The following is a 15,170-nucleotide window of genomic DNA, read 5'->3' as shown; positions in this document are numbered from 1 at the left end:
CCCGCCCACGCGGCCCAGGTGCGCGCCCGCGGCCAGCGCGGTGCCCCGCAGCCAGGCGCCGCGCCGCTCCTTGACGAGCGCGGCGCCCGCGAGGCCGGCGGCCAGCCACAGCGCGCCGTGCTCACCCGCGAAGGACAGGGTGCGGGCGGCGGCCGCGATATGCGGATGCTGTCCGGTGTCGCGCAGGGCTGCCAGGAGCCGCTGGTCGTACTCGTGCATGTGGCCTCTTCGTCGCTGAGGGTTTCCGGCCGCCGATCCACCCGAGCGGCCGTATGCCGCAATCGACTCTTCATGCCAACGAGCCAGTAATTACGGCAATGTTGGGCGACACCCCCTGAATCACCCGTTTCGGTGAGGGGTGCGACAGGTTTGGCAAACCATGCTTCACCGGGCGATAGCGTCGCGGTCATGTCTGCCGACACCGTCTCCGTCACGGGTTGGGGCCGCACCGCCCCCACCACCGCCCGCCTGGTCCGCCCCCGCAGTTACGAGGAGGTGGCGGACGCCGTCCGCGCGTGCGGGGCGCGCGGGGGCATCGCACGAGGGCTCGGCCGGGCGTACGGCGACGCGGCGCAGAACGCGGGCGGTTCGGTGCTCGACATGACCTCCCTCGACCGGATCCGCGCGATCGACGCCGAAGCGGGCGTGGTGGTGTGCGACGCCGGCGTGAGCCTGCACCGCCTGATGGAAGTGCTGCTGCCGCTCGGCTGGTTCGTGCCGGTGACGCCCGGGACGCGGTACGTCACAGTGGGCGGCGCGATCGGCGCCGACATCCACGGCAAGAACCACCACGTCTCGGGCTCCTTCTCCCGCCATGTCGCCGCGCTCGACCTGCTCACGGCGGACGGCACGGTGCATACGGTCAAGCGCGGCGACCCGCTCTTCGACGCCACCGCCGGGGGCATGGGCCTGACCGGGGTGATCCTCTCCGCGACCGTCGAACTGCTCCCCGTACAGACCTCGTTGATGTCCGTGGACACCGAACGGGCCACCGACCTCGACGACTTGATGGCCCGCCTGACCGCGACCGACCACCGCTACCGCTACTCGGTCGCCTGGATCGACCTGCTCGCGCGCGGCGCCGCGATGGGCCGCTCGGTGCTCACCCGCGGCGACCACGCGCCGCTGGACGCGCTGCCCGTACGGGCCCGTCGCACGCCGCTGACGTTCCGGCCGGGGCAGCTGCCCGCCGCGCCCGCGTTCGTGCCGGAAGGGCTTCTCGGCAAGGCGACGGTGGGTCTTTTCAACGAGCTCTGGTACCGCAAGGCGCCCCGCGCCCGGCGTGGCGAACTGCAGAAGATCTCCACGTTCTTCCACCCGCTGGACGGCGTACCGCACTGGAACCGGATCTACGGCCGCAGCGGCTTCGTGCAGTACCAATTCGTCCTCGGATACGGCAAGGAGGAGGCGCTGCGCCGGATCGTCGGCCGGATCTCGCAGCGCGGCTGCCCGTCCTTCCTCGCCGTGCTCAAGCGCTTCGGCGACGGCGATCCCGGCTGGCTGTCCTTCCCGATGCCCGGCTGGACGCTCGCCCTGGACATCCCGGCCACCATGCCCGGCCTCGGCTCCTTCCTCGACGAGCTCGACGAGGAGGTCGCGGCGGCCGACGGACGGATCTACCTCGCGAAGGACTCACGGCTGCGGCCCGAGCTGCTCGGTGCGATGTACCCGCGGCTCGGCCAGTTCCGCGCACTGCGCGAAGAGCTCGATCCGCGTGGGGTGTTCACGTCGGATCTGTCCCGGCGGCTGTCTCTGTGACGTCCGGCGGCCGCTGTTCCTGTGACGTCCGGGTCCCGGCGGTGTCCTCGTGACGTCCCGGCCGTTGCCCCTTTTGCCCTGCGTCACCCCCGTACCCCTGGAGTTTCGATGAAGGACGCGTTCGGCACCCCCCAGTCCCTGCTGATCCTGGGCGGCACCTCCGAGATCGCGCTGGCCACCGCGCGCCGCCTGGTCGCGCGCCGCACCCGCACGGTGTGGCTGGCCGGCCGGCCCTCGCCTGCCCTGGAAGCGGCGGCCGAGCAGCTGCGGGACCTGGGCGCCGACGCCCGTACCGTCGCCTTCGACGCCCTGGACTCCGAGTCGCACGAGGAGACGCTCGGGAAGGTCTTCACCGAGGGCGACATCGACATGGTGCTGCTCGCGTTCGGCGTGCTCGGCGACCAGGAGCGCGACGAGGACGAGCCGCTGTCGGCGGTCCGGGTCGCGCAGACCAACTACACGGGCGCTGTCTCCTCGGGCCTCGTCTGCGCGAACGCCCTCAAGCGCCAGGGGCACGGCTCCTTGGTCGTGCTGTCCTCGGTGGCCGGCGAGCGCGCGCGGCGGGCCAACTTCATCTACGGGTCGTCCAAGGCCGGGCTCGACGCCTTCGCCCAGGGCCTCGGGGACGCGCTGCACGGCAGCGGGGTGCACGTCATGGTCGTACGGCCCGGCTTCGTCCGCTCGAAGATGACGGCGGGCATGAAGGAGGCACCGCTGGCCACGACGCCTCAGGCGGTGGCCGAGGCGATCGAGGCGGGGCTGCGACGGCGCGCGGAGACGGTGTGGGTGCCCGGGGCGCTGCGCCTGGTGATGTCGGCGCTGCGGCATGTGCCGCGGCCGGTGTTCCGGCGGCTGCCGGTGTAGGGCCTTTTCCTGTACGGGCGTTGGGGCGGATTCCGGTACGCGGGTCCGCCCCTCTGTCGTGACACGGATCGGCCGGGGGCTCGCGCTTCCGCTCGTGCTCAGCGAGCCGGCAGCGTGCCCCGGTCCGCGGGCGCCGCCGCCTGCGGGGGAACGGACGGGCCGGCGAAGGGGAACTCGCGCAGCTTGCGCCAGACCCCGTCCTCGCCCTGCTCGTACAGCGCGAATCCGGTGCAGGACCACGCGGCCTCGTACGAGGAAAGCTCCTCGAAGGCGCGGTCCATCGCCTCCTCCGCGATGCCGTGCGCCACGGTCACATGCGGGTGGTACGGGAACTGCAGCTCGCGTGCGACCGGGCCCGAGGCATCGCGGACCTGCTTCTGCAGCCAGGTGCAGGCCTCGGCGCCCTCGACGACCTTGACGAAGACGACGGGCGACAGGGGACGGAACGTTCCGGTGCCGGAAAGCCGCATCGGGAAGGGCCGGCCGCCGGACGCGACCTCGGCGAGATGCGCCTCGATCGCGGGCAGCGCCTCGGCGGCCACCTCGGTGGGCGGCAGCAGCGTGACATGCGTGGGGATACCGTGCGCCGCGGGGTCGCCGAAGCCCGCACGCCGCTCCTGGAGCAGGCTGCCATGGGGCTCCGGGACCGCGATCGAAACGCCGAGCGTTACGGTCCCCACGTCGTGCTCCTTCTCCGGTCCTTCATCGCCCTGCAGTGATGGATGCTGCAGGAGCTTGCCAGTGTGTCGCGCGCACCGTCCTTCTGGCCAGGGTCCTTGGTCCGTCCCTGGCCAGGGCGGTGTCGCGGCGGTGTGGGTCAGTGCTTGGCGGGCAGGAACCCGATTCGCGCGTACGTGGTGGCGAGGGTCTCCGCGGCGACCGCACGGGCCTTCTCCGCGCCCTTGGCGAGGATCGAGTCCAGGGTCTCCGGGTCGTCCAGATACTCCTGCGTACGGGTACGGAACGGGGTCACGAACTCGGCCATGACCTCGGCGAGATCCGTCTTCAGCGCACCGTAGCCCTTGCCGGCGTACTTCTGCTCAAGTTCCGGGATACCAGTACCGGTGAGGGTGGAGTAGATGGTGAGCAGGTTGCTGACACCGGGCTTGGCCTCGGCGTCGAAGCGGATCTCGGTGTCCGTGTCGGTGACCGCGCTCTTGACCTTCTTGACGGTCACCTTCGGGTCGTCGAGCAGATTGACCAGGCCCTTGGGGTTGGCCGTGGACTTGCTCATCTTGGCCGTCGGGTCCTGGAGGTCGGCGATCTTCGCCGTCTCCTTGATGATGTACGGCTTCGGCACGGTGAAGGTCTGGCCGTAGCGGCCGTTGAAGCGCTCGGCCAGGTCACGGGTCAGCTCGATGTGCTGGCGCTGGTCGCCGCCCACCGGGACCTCGTCCGCCTGGTAGAGCAGGATGTCCGCGACCTGCAGGATCGGATACGTGAAGAGGCCGACCGTGGCGCGGTCGGAGCCCTGCTTCGCCGACTTGTCCTTGAACTGGGTCATACGGGAGGCCTCGCCGAATCCGGTGAGGCAGTTCATGACCCAGCCGAGCTGCGCGTGCTCGGGCACATGGCTCTGCACGAACAGGGTGCAGCGCTCGGCGTCCAGGCCGGCCGCGAGCAGCTGGGCCGCGGCGAGCCGGGTGTTGGCGCGCAGCTCCTTCGGGTCCTGCGGCACGGTGATCGCGTGCAGGTCGACGACCATGTAGAAGGCGTCGTGGGACTCCTGCAGCGCAACCCACTGGCGCACGGCGCCCAGGTAGTTGCCGAGGTGGAACGAGCCTGCGGTGGGCTGGATTCCGGAGAGCACGCGGGGTCGGTCTGTGGCCATGCCCATCATTCTCTCAGGTGCGCGAAACAGGTCTGCTACGGACTGGAACCGATCCCGCGCCTCCGGTGTATCAAAGGTGTGAGAACGCGGGAGGGGGGCCGCATCGTCGTCGACGAGGGCTCGGTGATCGCCCGGGTGCGCGCCGGCGAGGCGGAGGCGTACGCGGAGCTGGTGCGTGCCCACACACCGGTGGCGCTGCGCGCCGCGGTGGCCTTCGGCGCGGGCGCGGACGCGGAGGACGTGGTGCAGGCGGCCTTCTTCAAGGCCTATCAGTCCCTGGGCCGCTTCCGGGACGACTCCTCGTTCAAGCCCTGGCTGCTGCAGATCGTGGTGAATGAGACGAGGAACACAGTGCGCTCGGCCGGCCGCCTCAGAGCCCTCGCCGGCCGGGAGGCGGCGCTGCGCGAGGCCGAGCCGTTGATACCGGAGTCGGCCGACCCGGCCTTCGCGGCGCTCGCACAGGAGCAGCGGAGCGCGCTGCATGCCGCCCTCGGCCGGCTGAACCGCGATCAGCGGGCTGTCGTCACCTGCCGCTATCTCCTGGAGATGGACGAAGCGGAGACGGCCGGGACGCTGGGCTGGCCGCGCGGCACGGTGAAGTCACGGCTGAACCGCGCCCTGAAGAAACTGGGCAGGCTGCTGCCCGCGGACAGTGTGTTCGCCATGGAGTCGGAAGGGCTGGCGGAACGGATGTCGGAAGGTCTGGAGGGAGGTGAGAAGAGTGAGTGAGGACCGGGAGGGCCGAGAGGGCCAGGAGGACGGGCGACGCGGGGAAGAGGCGGAGGCCGGGCGACGGCGGGAGGACTGGCAGACCGGGCGACGGCGGGAGGACTGGCAGACCGGGCGACGGCGGGAGGATCCGGAGGCCAGGCGGCGGCGGGTCGAGGAGGAGCTGCGGCTGCTGAGGAGCCGGCGGGCCGTGCCCGATGCCGACGGCCGGACCATGGCCGAGCGCGCCCTGGCACAGCTGGCCGCCGAGCATGTGCCGACCCCCGTGATCCAGCCGCCCAGCCGCCGTGAGCGGCTGCGCGGCTGGTTCCGGCTGCGACGTGCCCGGATCGCGGCGGCGCTGTGCGGGCTTCTGGTCGTCGCGGTGCTCACCCCTCCTGTGCGTGCGGCCGTCGCGGACTGGTTCAACTTCGGCGGGGTCGCCGTGCGGCACGACCCCTCGGCCTCCCCTCCCCCGCCCTCGCCGGTGCCGGGCTGCGCGCAGGCGCTCACGGTGGACGAGGCGGCACGGCAGGCGGGGTTCAAGCCCTTGGTGCCGAGCGAGTTGAGCGGGCGGCCCACCGCTTCCGTCTCCGCGGACCGCAGGGTGATCTCGCTGTGCTGGCGTACAGCGGACGGCGCGGTGATACGGCTCGACCAACTGCGGGCGACGATCGACCCGATCTTCTGGAAGACGACCCGCGTGCCGTACGAGCCGGTGACGGTACGGGGCGCGGGCGAGGGGATGTGGTTCCCCGCACCGCACAGACTGCGGATCGACCTCGTCGACGAGCGGGGCACGTCGTACTCGACGACCGTACGCACGGCCGGGCCGACCCTCCTGTGGGAGAGGACGGGCACCGCAACCGGCCTGACCCTTCGGCTCGAAGGCATCGATCAGCGGGACCGGGCGATGGAGGTCGCGGCCTCCTCGCGCTGATCTGCTCGCCACGGCAGACAGGCGAGGCGGACTCGGGGACTCGGGGACTCGGGGGACGCGGGGACTCGGGGGACGCGGGGAACTCGGGAAACTCGGCGAAGAAAAGGGGAACCTGCGGGCCGCGAGCGGTGTACCAGAAGTGAATCGGCGCGGAGCGGCCGCGCCAGGGACCTCTGGGGGAACGGATGCGTGGCGTACGGAGGTTGGCGACCCTGCTCGGCACGTTGGTGGCGGGGCTCGCGCTGGTACTGCTGGGGGCGCCCTGTGCCTCGGCGGGTGGGCCGACGAGCGTGCTGCTCTCGTCGCCGACAAGCGGCGGGGCGACGGCGCTGAACTACCAGGACAAGGAGTACGAACAGCTGTGGAAGCTGCTCGGGGTCGGCCGTGACGTCGAGAGCGTGGCGGCCCCGCCCATGGACGACACGATGGACGGATCCATGATCAATGCCACGTGGATGATCCATGACGTGGAGCCCTGGCGCGTGGACCAGATCCATGTCATACCCCCGGCCGGGGGCGAGGGTGACGACAAGGTCTTCCTCCACACCTCGGAGGAACAGGTCGAAGACCGCCTGGACAGCTCGCAGGGCAAGTGGCATCGGCCCGCGCAGCCCGGGCAGTTGCTCGCGCTCCTGGACGATCTCGGCCTGCTCGGCACGCCAGGAGCCTCGGGCAGCGACTCCGGCGACGGGAACCTGACGGGCGGCTCGGGCACGGACGAGGCGGCGACAGCCGGTTCGGGTGCGGACGAGGCGACGACAGCCGGTTCGGGTGCGGACGAGACCGCGGGGGTGGGTCAGGCCGCGGGTGCGGACGCGTCCGACGCTCCGGGCGCGCGGGGCGAGCCCGCCGCTGCCGGTGCGGCGGTGAGCACCGGCTGGTGGTGGGTGTTCCCCGGAATCGCCGCGGGGGCCGCCCTGGCTCTGGGGATACGGCCGATAGCCCGGCAACTGCCCACATGGTCCGGGAAGTTGCTGGAGGCACGGTCGGCTGCGCGGGAGGCACGGACGGCCGCGCGGGAGGAAGGTCCGCGTGGGGAGCTGATCGACCGGTGAGGTGAGGGCTCCGGACTGCCACGCGCTCCGACGGGGGTGGAGCGCGCGGCGGTCCCGGATCGGGTCGGATCGGTCGGGTCGAGCGAGGTCGGGTCAGGTCAGGTCGATGCCCGGGTAGAGCGGGAAGGGGGTCAGGAGGTCCGAGGCGCGGTGGGCGATCTCGTCCGAGACCTTCGCGTCCAGGACGTGCTTCGCCTTCGAGGGCGCGCCCGACTTGGTCGTCGCCGACTTGGTGGCCTTGAGCGCGGTGTCGATCAGGCCCGCGATCTCGTCCATCTCGGCCGCGCCCAGACCACGCGTGGTCAGAGCGGGGGTGCCGATACGGATACCGGAGGTGTACCAGGCGCCGTTCGGATCGGCGGGGATGGCGTTGCGGTTGGTGACCACACCGGAGTCGAGGAGGGCGTTCTCGGCCTGGCGGCCGGAGAGGCCGTAGGAGGAGGCGACGTCGATCAGGTTGAGGTGGTTGTCGGTGCCGCCCGTCACCAGCGTGGCACCGCGGCGCATCAACCCCTCGGCCAGAGCACGGGAGTTGTCGACCACACGCTGCGCGTAGTCACGGAAGGAAGGCTGACGGGCCTCGGCCAGCGCGACAGCCTTGGCCGCCATCACATGCGGAAGGGGACCACCGAGGACCATCGGGCAGCCGCGGTCGACCTGGTCCTTGAGCGAGTCGTCGCACAGGACCATGCCGCCGCGCGGACCACGCAGCGACTTGTGCGTGGTGGTCGTGACGATCTGCGCGTGCGGCACCGGGTCGAAGTCGCCGGTGAGGACCTTGCCTGCGACGAGACCGGCGAAGTGCGCCATGTCGACCATGAGCGTGGCACCGACCTCGTCGGCGATCTCGCGCATGATGCGGAAGTTCACGAGACGGGGGTAGGCGGAGTAACCGGCCACGATGATCAAGGGCTTGAAGTCACGGGCCGTCTTGCGCAGCGCCTCGTAGTCGACGAGACCGGTCGCGGGGTCGGTGCCGTAAGAGCGCTGGTCGAAGAGTTTTCCTGACACGTTCGGCCGGAACCCATGGGTCAGATGCCCACCCGCGTCCAGGGACATACCGAGCATGCGCTGGTCACCAAGGGAACGTCGCAGCACGGCCCAATCCGCATCCGTCAGATCATTGACGTTGCGCACGCCCGCGTCTTCCAGAGCAGGCACCTCCACGCGTTCCGCCAGGACCGCCCAGAAAGCGACGAGGTTGGCGTCGATCCCTGAGTGCGGCTGGGCGTAGGCGTGCTGGGCGCCGAAGAGTTCGCGGGCGTGCTCGGCGGCGAGGGACTCGACGGTGTCGACGTTGCGGCAGCCGGCGTAGAAGCGCCGGCCGATGGTGCCCTCGGCGTACTTGTCGCTGAACCAGTTGCCCATGGCGAGCAGGGTGGCCGGGGACGCGTAGTTCTCGGAGGCGATCAGCTTGAGCATTTCGCGCTGGTCGGTGAGCTCCTGGCCGATGGCGTCGGCGACACGGGGCTCGACGCCGCGGATCACTTCGAGGGCGCTGTTGAAGGCGGTGGAGGCGGCAGAAGGGTCGGTCATGGTGGTGGACCTCCGGACGAAGACGATGCGTACAGGTTCGTCGTACTCGGTTCGGCCCAGGCGCACGGCACACAGTTCACGAGCCGCTCCCCGATGGTTGATCCCATCTCAGCGCGCCAGTCACGGCCCACCTGCCACCTTACCGGCAGGTGTCCGGGCGAGGTTTCTGCGTCCGGCATGCGAGCGACGATAGGAACGTGGGCAACACCCAGCTTCGGCCGCACGATGAACGGAGACCCCGTGTCGATGACGGAAACCCGCACGAACGCATTGATCTCTTCCGCCGACGCGCACAGTGCGCACAACTACCATCCGCTGCCCGTCGTGGTCGCCACGGCCGAGGGCGCGTGGATGACGGACGTGGAGGGCCGGCGCTACCTGGACATGCTGGCCGGCTACTCGGCACTGAACTTCGGCCATGGCAACCGCCGGCTGATCGACGCGGCCAAGGCGCAGCTGGAACGGGTCACGCTGACCTCGCGGGCGTTCCATCACGACCGGTTCGCCGAGTTCTGCACCCGCCTTGCCGCGCTGTGCGGCATGGAGATGGTGCTGCCGATGAACACCGGCGCGGAGGCCGTCGAGACCGCCGTGAAGACGGCCCGCAAGTGGGGTTACAAGGTCAAGGGTGTGCCCGACGGCCAGGCGAAGATCGTGGTCGCGTCCGACAACTTCCACGGCCGGACGACCACCATCGTCAGCTTCTCCACGGACCCCGAGGCGCGGGCGGACTTCGGTCCGTACACGCCGGGCTTCGAGATCGTTCCGTACGGGGATCTCGAAGCGCTGAGCCGGGCCGTCTGCGACGAGACGGTGGCCGTGCTGCTCGAACCGATCCAGGGCGAGGCCGGCGTGCTCGTACCGCCGCCGGGCTATCTCGCGGGGGTGCGGGAGCTGACGCGGGAGCGGAACGTGCTGTTCATCTCCGACGAGATCCAGTCGGGTCTCGGGCGCACGGGGAAGACCTTCGCGTGTGAGCACGAGGAGGTCGTGCCGGACATGTACATCCTCGGCAAGGCGCTCGGCGGCGGGGTCGTGCCGGTGTCGGCGGTGGTGTCCTCGGCCGAGGTGCTCGGGGTGTTCCGGCCGGGTGAGCACGGGTCGACCTTCGGCGGCAATCCCCTCGCCTGCGCGGTCGCGCTGGAGGTGATCGCGATGCTGGAGACCGGTGAATACCAGCAGAAGGCCACGGAGTTGGGCGACCACCTCCACCATGAGCTGGGGCTGCTCGTCGGCGCCGGGGCCGTGCGCGAGGTGCGCGGGCGCGGGCTGTGGGCCGGTGTGGACATCGATCCCTCGTACGGGACGGGCCGGGAGATCTCGGAGAAGCTGATGGACCGCGGCGTGCTGGTCAAGGACACGCATGGTTCGACGATCCGGATCGCGCCGCCGCTGGTGATCAGCAAGGAGGACCTGGACTGGGGCCTTGACCAGCTGCGGGCCGTACTCGCGTAGTTCCCTCGCAGCTCCGCAGTAGTTCCCCTCGCGGCTCCGCCGTGGCTCCCTCGCGGCTCCGCCGTGGCTCCCTCGCAGCTCCGCCGTGGCTCCCTCGCAGCTCCCCCGCTCGCGTGGCTCGCGCGCGGCTAGAGGATCACGTGCGGCAGGAAGCGGGCGTACTCGTCCGTGACCAGGCCGGACGACTCGCGGATGCCGAGCCCCGCTGCCTCGTTCTCGACCACCCACGCGCCAAGCACCACGTGGTTGCCGTCGAAGGTGGGCAGCGGGGCCAACTCCTGGTAGCAGCACGGCTCGTCACGCGGGGCCGGGGGCGCGTCCGCCGTGTGGATCGTGACGCCCGCGCCTTCGCGGCCGAGCAGCGGTTTGGCCACGTAGGCGGGAAGGTCGCGCGGGCCGTCGAGGTAGGCGGGGAGCAGGTTCGGGTGGCCGGGGTAGAGGTCCCAGAGGACGGCGAGCAGGGCCTTGTTGGACAGGAGCATCTTCCAGACCGGCTCGATCCAGAGGGTGGTGCCGGTGCCGCCGCCGTTGTCGAGCGTGTCGAGGACGTGGCCCCCGAAGCGGTCCGTGGTCAGCCACTCCCATGGATAGAGCTTGAAGCAGGCGCGGATGAAGCCGAGCCGGTTGTCCACGAAGCGGCCGGACAGGCGGTCCCAGCCGATGTCCTCGACCGGGATGGGGACCGCCTTCAGCCCTGCTTGTTCGGCGGTCTCCTGGAGGTACGCGACGGTCATCAGGTCCTCGCCGAGCTCGTCGGCGGTGGAGTGCGCGAAGTGCACGGGGCTGCCCGGCGGCAGCAGACGCGCCTGCCCCCGCCAGGCGTCGACCAGGCGCTCATGCAGGGAGTTCCACTGGTCGGCGCCCGGGAAGCGCTCCTCCATCCAGAACCATTGCGGGCTCGCCGCCTCGACCAGGGAGGTCGGGGTGTCCGCGTTGTACTCGAGGAGTTTGGCGGGGCCCGTACCGTCGTAGCGCAGGTCGAACCGGCCGTAGAGGGAAGGGAGTTCGGCGCGGCGGAGCCAGGCTTCGCGGATCCGCTCGACCAGGTGCGCATCGGTGATGCCGAGGTCGGCGAACCGGTCCTTCTCGACGATGTGCGCGGCGGCCTCGAGGCACATGCCGTGCAGTTCCTCGACGACCTCTTCGAGCTCCTCGACCTCGGACAGGCCGAAGACGTAGTACGCGCTCTCGTCCCAGTACGGGCGCAGGGAGCCGTCGGGGTAGCGGGTGAGCGGGTAGATCAGGCCCTGCTCCTCGACGGTCTGCTGCCAGCCGGGGCGGGGTTCTATGGTGCGGCGTTCCATGGGGTCCCTCGGTGTGTCTGCGGTACGCCGGTGCCTCAGCCGCCGCCGGAGCCGGAGTCCGAGCACCCGAAGCCGCCGCGGTCGACCGCTTCGGAGCGGCTGAACGTGCCGTGGTCGGCGCGGCTCCGCTCGACCTCCGCGTCGTAGTACCAGGCGCCGTCGACCTTGCCGCCGCTGCCCGTACCGGACTTGCGCTTGCCCTTGGACGAGGAGGAGCTGCCGCAGTACTTGGAGTCGACGATCTTGTAACCCGTCGCGTAGTCATAGCTGTCGCGGTCCACGCAGCGCTTGTCCGGGTCGCTGCCGCACGCGGACAGCGCGGTGGCCAGTACGCCCATGCCGCCGAGGATCACCGTGCTCGACCGCATCCGGCGCGGTTTGCCCTCGGTTCCCATGACTTCCACTCCCCCTGGTCGACAGTCAACGCGGCAGGCAGCTTAACCAGACCCGCGGGGCGCCTGGGAGGCCCCCTGATTCCTGCGGGGCCCCTAGAGTCGTTTCGTGCTTATTGGGATGATTTGCGCCCTCGCTTCCGCGATCTGCTTCGGCACCGCCTCCGTACTGCAGGCCGTCGCCACCCGGTCCATCGCGCCCGGCACGGGTTCCGGCGTGGATCCGGGGCTGCTGATGCGCGTACTGAAGCAGTGGCGGTATCTGGCGGGGCTCGCGCTCGACGGGCTCGGGTTCCTGCTGCAGATCGTGGCGCTGCGGCACATTCCGATCTACGCGGTGGGGGCGGCGCTGGCCGCCAGCCTCGCCGTGACCGCACTCATCGCCACGCGCCTGCTGCATATCCGGCTCAACAGGGCGGAGTGGACGGCGATCACCGTGGTGTGCGCGGGGCTTGCGATGGTGGGGATCGCGGCGGGCTCGGAGGGCTCGAAGTCCGGTTCGGACGCGCTGAAGTGGGCGCTGCTCGGGGCCGCGCTCGCCATCCTGCTCCTTGGCGCGGCGGGCGGGCGGCTTCCGGACAAGGCCCGCGCCCTGGTGCTCGGCCTGGGGGCGGGGCTCGGGTTCGGGGTGGTGCAGGTGGCGGTGCGGCTGATCGACGAGGTCGGCCTGAAGGAGCTGCTCACCAATCCGGCGGTGTATGCGCTGCTGATCGGCGGTGGCGGGGCGTTCCTGCTGCTGACGTCGGCGCTGCAGCGGGGGTCGGTGCCGACGGCCACCGCGGGTCTGGTGCTCGGCGAGACGGTCGCACCCTCGCTGGTCGGGGTGATCTGGCTGGGCGACGAGACGCGGGCCGGGCTCGGATGGCTGGCGGTCCTCGGCTTCGCGGTGGCGGTGGCGGGCGCATTGGCGCTGGCGCGGTTCGGGGAGGCGCCGGTGGAGGGGGCAGTGGAGGAGGCTGCGTAGGGGTGCTGTTGGGCGGGGTGCTGTGGGCGGGGTGCTGTTGGGCGGGGTGCTGTTGGGCGGGGTGCTGTTGGGCGGGGTGCCCGGGGGGGGCGGAGGGCGCCTGCGGCGGGCCTCCCTCCCCACCCCGCCCCGCCCCTTCCCGCCCCTTCCCGAAACCGGGAGCTACGCCCCGGCCCCCGCATCCGAACGTCGTTCGGATCTCCTCAAGCGCCGGAGGGGCTGGAGTTACCGGACGGGCTGGATGTGCCCAGCACCTCGCACAACGCCTCCAGCGCCCCCGCCCACGCGTGGTCCGGTGGTGTTCCGTATCCCACCACCAGGCCGTCCCGTGGTGGGACCGTCGCCTCGGGGTGGCGGAAGAAGGAGAGGCTCTGGACGCGGACGCCGTGCCAGGCCGCCGCGCGGAGCAGCGACTGCTCGGTGCCGGGCGGGAGTTCGAGCACCGCGTGCAGGCCGGCCGCGATACCGCTGATCTCGATGTGCGGGGCGCGTGCGGCGAGGGCCGTGACCAGTTCGTCGCGGCGGCGGCGGTACGTCAGGCGCATGCCGCGTACGTGACGGTCGTACGCGCCGGAGGTCAGGAAGTCGCACAGGGTGAGCTGGTCGAGCGCTCCGCACTGCCAGTCCGAGATGCCCTTGGCGGCCGCGACCTCGGCCGCGAGGTCGGCGGGCAGGACCAGCCAGCCCAGACGGAGCGCGGGCGCGAGGGACTTGCTGGCCGTGCCGCAGTAGACGACCCGGTCCGGGTCGAGGCTCTGCAGGGCGCCGACGGCCTGGCGGTCGTAGCGGAACTCGCCGTCGTAGTCGTCCTCGAGGATCACCCCGCCGGTGCGGCGGGCCCAGTCGACGGCCTGGGCCCTGCGCCCCGGGGCGAGCGGATCGCCCAGCGGGAACTGGTGGGCGGGCGTCACCAGAAGCGCGCCGGCGTCGCCCAACTCGTCGGTGCGGGTGCCGAGCCGGTCAAGGCCGAGGGGCGGGATGGACAGGCCCTCGGCCGTCAGACACCGCCAGTGGTGGGCGAGCCCGTACGACTCCACGGCCACCGATCCTGCGCCCCGCGCGCGCAGGACCTGGGCGAGGAGCTTCAGGCCGCCGACGAAGCCCGAGGTGATCACGATCCGGTCCGGTTCTGCGTACACACCGCGGGCGCGGGCGAGGTAGTCGGCGAGTGCGGTGCGCAGGGCGAGCAGGCCGCGGGGGTCGCCGTATTCGAAGGCCTCGTTGGGGGCGTCGAGGAGTGCCCTGCGGGCCGCCTTCGACCATTGCGTACGGGGAAAGGAGCTGACGTCGGGCGAGCCGGGATGCAGCGAGTACCTGACCTTGGGGGCGCGCCGCGGGGCGGGCCGCGGGGTCTTCGGGGCCGGTACGGAGCGGGCGGCGACGCGGGTGCCGGAGCCCTGGCGGGCGGTGAGCCAGCCCTCGGCGACCAGGTCGGCGTAGGCGTCGGCGACGGTGTTGCGGGCGATGCCGAGGTCGGCCGCGAGCGAGCGGGAGGACGGCAGGCGGGTGCCGGGGGTGAGGCGGCCGGTGCGTACGGCGTCCCTGAGCGCGTCGGTGAGGCCCTTGCGTACGCCGGAGCGGCCGAGGTCGATGTGGAGGTCGACGCCCAGGACGGCGGGCAGGTCCGCGCCCTGACCCGCCTCCTCTTTCGCGCTCCGGCCCTCGGTTCTTGCGCCGCGGCCCTCAGCTTTCGCGCTCCGGCCCTCGGTCGGATTGGCCCAGGAATCCACCATGAAAATGGACCATACCCGGCGGGCCACCCGCGCGTAGCTTTGTGCCCATGAGCACTGAATACGCCCCTGAGCACACGCCCCGCCTCAACATCGGCCAGCACCTGCCCGAGTTCTACAAGGCGATGATCAAGGTCGACGGTGCCTCCCGTACCGGGCTCGACCCGGTGATCGCGGAGCTCGTGAAGATCCGTTCGTCGCAGATCAACCACTGCGCGTTCTGCATCGACATGCACACCAAGGACGCGCTGGCCGCCGGTGAGTCCGTCGAGCGGATCATCCAGCTGAGCGCCTGGGAGGAGTCGCGGCACTTCTACACCGAGAAGGAGGCGGCCGCCCTTGAGCTCGCCGAGGCGGTCACGGTCCTGACCGACGGTTTCGTACCGGACGAGGTGTGGGCTACGGCCGCCAAGCACTTCGATGAGGCGGAGCTGTCGGCGCTGCTTGCGGTGATCACGGTGATCAATGCGTGGAACCGGATCGCCGTGTCGACGCGGATGGTTGCGGGGCACTACACGCCGGGGTCGACGTCGCACCGTCCGCAGGACTGAGCTGCGGGTCGGGCGCGGGAAGGGGCGGGTGGGATTTTTCCCCTACCCGCCCCTTCCCGAAACCGGGGCTTCGCCCCGGACC

The 15,170-nt window shown here is 71.1% G+C and carries 14 protein-coding genes, 1 pseudogene and 1 riboswitch; of the genes and pseudogenes, 8 read left to right on the top strand and 7 right to left on the bottom strand.

The genetic code is table 11. The annotated features are described in order from the left end of the window. Positions 1-219, bottom strand: a pseudogene (locus JAO81_RS36355) (phosphatase PAP2 family protein); the annotation flags it as partial. A 189-nt stretch (positions 220-408) separates the two neighbouring features. Between JAO81_RS36355 and JAO81_RS36350 the strand changes: the two are divergent. Together JAO81_RS36350 and JAO81_RS36345 are read left to right on the top strand one after the other, a co-directional pair. Further along, positions 409-1,758 (top strand): FAD-binding oxidoreductase, encoded by a 1,350-nt coding sequence (locus tag JAO81_RS36350; RefSeq protein ID WP_199552264.1) that lies wholly within the window; start codon positions 409-411, stop codon positions 1,756-1,758. 108 nt (positions 1,759-1,866) lie between these two features. Beyond that, positions 1,867-2,622 (top strand): decaprenylphospho-beta-D-erythro-pentofuranosid-2-ulose 2-reductase, encoded by a 756-nt coding sequence (locus JAO81_RS36345; protein WP_199552263.1) that lies wholly within the window; start codon positions 1,867-1,869, stop codon positions 2,620-2,622. A gap of 98 nt (positions 2,623-2,720) precedes the next feature. Here JAO81_RS36345 and JAO81_RS36340 read toward each other — a convergent pair whose 3' ends face one another. Together JAO81_RS36340 and trpS are read right to left on the bottom strand one after the other, a co-directional pair. Continuing rightward, positions 2,721-3,302, bottom strand: coding sequence for a 2'-5' RNA ligase family protein (locus JAO81_RS36340; RefSeq protein ID WP_199552262.1), 582 nt, complete (start codon positions 3,300-3,302; stop codon positions 2,721-2,723). A gap of 137 nt (positions 3,303-3,439) precedes the next feature. Further along, complete coding sequence (trpS, locus tag JAO81_RS36335) at positions 3,440-4,453, bottom strand: tryptophan--tRNA ligase (protein WP_199552261.1); 1,014 nt, start codon at positions 4,451-4,453, stop codon at positions 3,440-3,442. A gap of 78 nt (positions 4,454-4,531) precedes the next feature. Between trpS and JAO81_RS36330 the strand changes: the two genes are divergently transcribed. The 3 genes from JAO81_RS36330 (at position 4,532) to JAO81_RS36320 (ending at position 7,156) form a co-directional block, all read left to right on the top strand. Continuing rightward, positions 4,532-5,182 (top strand): RNA polymerase sigma factor, encoded by a 651-nt coding sequence (locus tag JAO81_RS36330; protein WP_199552260.1) that lies wholly within the window; start codon positions 4,532-4,534, stop codon positions 5,180-5,182. Beyond that, the gene (locus JAO81_RS36325; protein ID WP_307814077.1) at positions 5,175-6,101 is read left to right on the top strand and encodes a hypothetical protein; all 927 of its coding nucleotides are present in this window, start codon (positions 5,175-5,177) and stop codon (positions 6,099-6,101) included. Before JAO81_RS36330 ends, JAO81_RS36325 begins: the two co-directional genes overlap by 8 nt. A gap of 185 nt (positions 6,102-6,286) precedes the next feature. Then, positions 6,287-7,156: a hypothetical protein gene (locus JAO81_RS36320; protein WP_199552259.1), complete on the top strand. Its 870-nt coding sequence runs from the start codon at positions 6,287-6,289 to the stop codon at positions 7,154-7,156. A 93-nt stretch (positions 7,157-7,249) separates the two neighbouring features. On the opposite strand, the gene JAO81_RS36315 is transcribed toward JAO81_RS36320, so the two are convergent. Then, on the bottom strand, positions 7,250-8,692 hold the full coding sequence (locus JAO81_RS36315) for a glycine hydroxymethyltransferase (protein WP_199552258.1): 1,443 nt from the start codon (positions 8,690-8,692) through the stop codon (positions 7,250-7,252). A 47-nt stretch (positions 8,693-8,739) separates the two neighbouring features. Further along, a riboswitch (ZMP/ZTP riboswitch) is annotated at positions 8,740-8,826 on the bottom strand. Positions 8,827-8,938: 112 nt separating this feature from the next. On the opposite strand from JAO81_RS36315, the gene rocD reads away from it, so the two are divergent. Then, on the top strand, positions 8,939-10,147 hold the full coding sequence (rocD, locus tag JAO81_RS36310; protein ID WP_199552257.1) for an ornithine--oxo-acid transaminase: 1,209 nt from the start codon (positions 8,939-8,941) through the stop codon (positions 10,145-10,147). 128 nt (positions 10,148-10,275) lie between these two features. Here rocD and JAO81_RS36305 read toward each other — a convergent pair whose 3' ends face one another. Together JAO81_RS36305 and JAO81_RS36300 are read right to left on the bottom strand one after the other, a co-directional pair. Continuing rightward, entirely contained in the window at positions 10,276-11,451 is a 1,176-nt protein-coding gene (locus tag JAO81_RS36305; RefSeq protein WP_199552256.1) for a glutathionylspermidine synthase family protein, read from the bottom strand. A gap of 35 nt (positions 11,452-11,486) precedes the next feature. Next, positions 11,487-11,846, bottom strand: a complete 360-nt coding sequence (locus JAO81_RS36300) for a hypothetical protein (protein WP_199552255.1) — start codon at positions 11,844-11,846, stop codon at positions 11,487-11,489. Positions 11,847-11,964: 118 nt separating this feature from the next. Between JAO81_RS36300 and JAO81_RS36295 the strand changes: the two genes are divergently transcribed. Further along, a complete protein-coding gene (locus tag JAO81_RS36295) occupies positions 11,965-12,807 on the top strand; it encodes a DMT family transporter (protein WP_199552266.1) in 843 nt (280 codons plus the stop codon). 203 nt (positions 12,808-13,010) lie between these two features. Here JAO81_RS36295 and JAO81_RS36290 read toward each other — a convergent pair whose 3' ends face one another. Next, positions 13,011-14,540, bottom strand: a complete 1,530-nt coding sequence (locus JAO81_RS36290; protein ID WP_199552254.1) for a PLP-dependent aminotransferase family protein — start codon at positions 14,538-14,540, stop codon at positions 13,011-13,013. A gap of 47 nt (positions 14,541-14,587) precedes the next feature. Here JAO81_RS36290 and JAO81_RS36285 point away from each other — a divergent pair, with 47 nt between their 5' ends. After that, on the top strand, positions 14,588-15,088 hold the full coding sequence (locus JAO81_RS36285) for a carboxymuconolactone decarboxylase family protein (RefSeq protein WP_199552253.1): 501 nt from the start codon (positions 14,588-14,590) through the stop codon (positions 15,086-15,088). The last annotated feature ends 82 nt before the right edge of the window (positions 15,089-15,170 follow it).

This window comes from Streptomyces sp. N35, assembly GCF_016464295.1.
Taxonomy (GTDB): domain Bacteria; phylum Actinomycetota; class Actinomycetes; order Streptomycetales; family Streptomycetaceae; genus Streptomyces.
Note: the sequence above shows the minus strand (reverse complement) of the source record. Positions and strands in the feature narration are given on the sequence as shown.

Bases quoted from the DNA above. Each gene is read 5' to 3' on its own strand.
- JAO81_RS36350 (WP_199552264.1), top strand. From the start codon at position 409: ATGTCTGCCGACACCGTCTCCGTCACGGGTTGGGGCCGCACCGCCCCC.
- JAO81_RS36345 (WP_199552263.1), top strand. From the start codon at position 1,867: ATGAAGGACGCGTTCGGCACCCCCCAGTCCCTGCTGATCCTGGGCGGC.
- trpS (WP_199552261.1), bottom strand. From the start codon at position 4,453: ATGGCCACAGACCGACCCCGCGTGCTCTCCGGAATCCAGCCCACCGCA.
- JAO81_RS36320 (WP_199552259.1), top strand. From the start codon at position 6,287: ATGCGTGGCGTACGGAGGTTGGCGACCCTGCTCGGCACGTTGGTGGCG.
- JAO81_RS36315 (WP_199552258.1), bottom strand. From the start codon at position 8,692: ATGACCGACCCTTCTGCCGCCTCCACCGCCTTCAACAGCGCCCTCGAA.
- rocD (WP_199552257.1), top strand. From the start codon at position 8,939: ATGACGGAAACCCGCACGAACGCATTGATCTCTTCCGCCGACGCGCAC.
- JAO81_RS36305 (WP_199552256.1), bottom strand. From the start codon at position 11,451: ATGGAACGCCGCACCATAGAACCCCGCCCCGGCTGGCAGCAGACCGTC.
- JAO81_RS36300 (WP_199552255.1), bottom strand. From the start codon at position 11,846: ATGGGAACCGAGGGCAAACCGCGCCGGATGCGGTCGAGCACGGTGATC.
- JAO81_RS36295 (WP_199552266.1), top strand. From the start codon at position 11,965: ATGATTTGCGCCCTCGCTTCCGCGATCTGCTTCGGCACCGCCTCCGTA.
- JAO81_RS36290 (WP_199552254.1), bottom strand. From the start codon at position 14,540: ATGGTGGATTCCTGGGCCAATCCGACCGAGGGCCGGAGCGCGAAAGCT.
- JAO81_RS36285 (WP_199552253.1), top strand. From the start codon at position 14,588: ATGAGCACTGAATACGCCCCTGAGCACACGCCCCGCCTCAACATCGGC.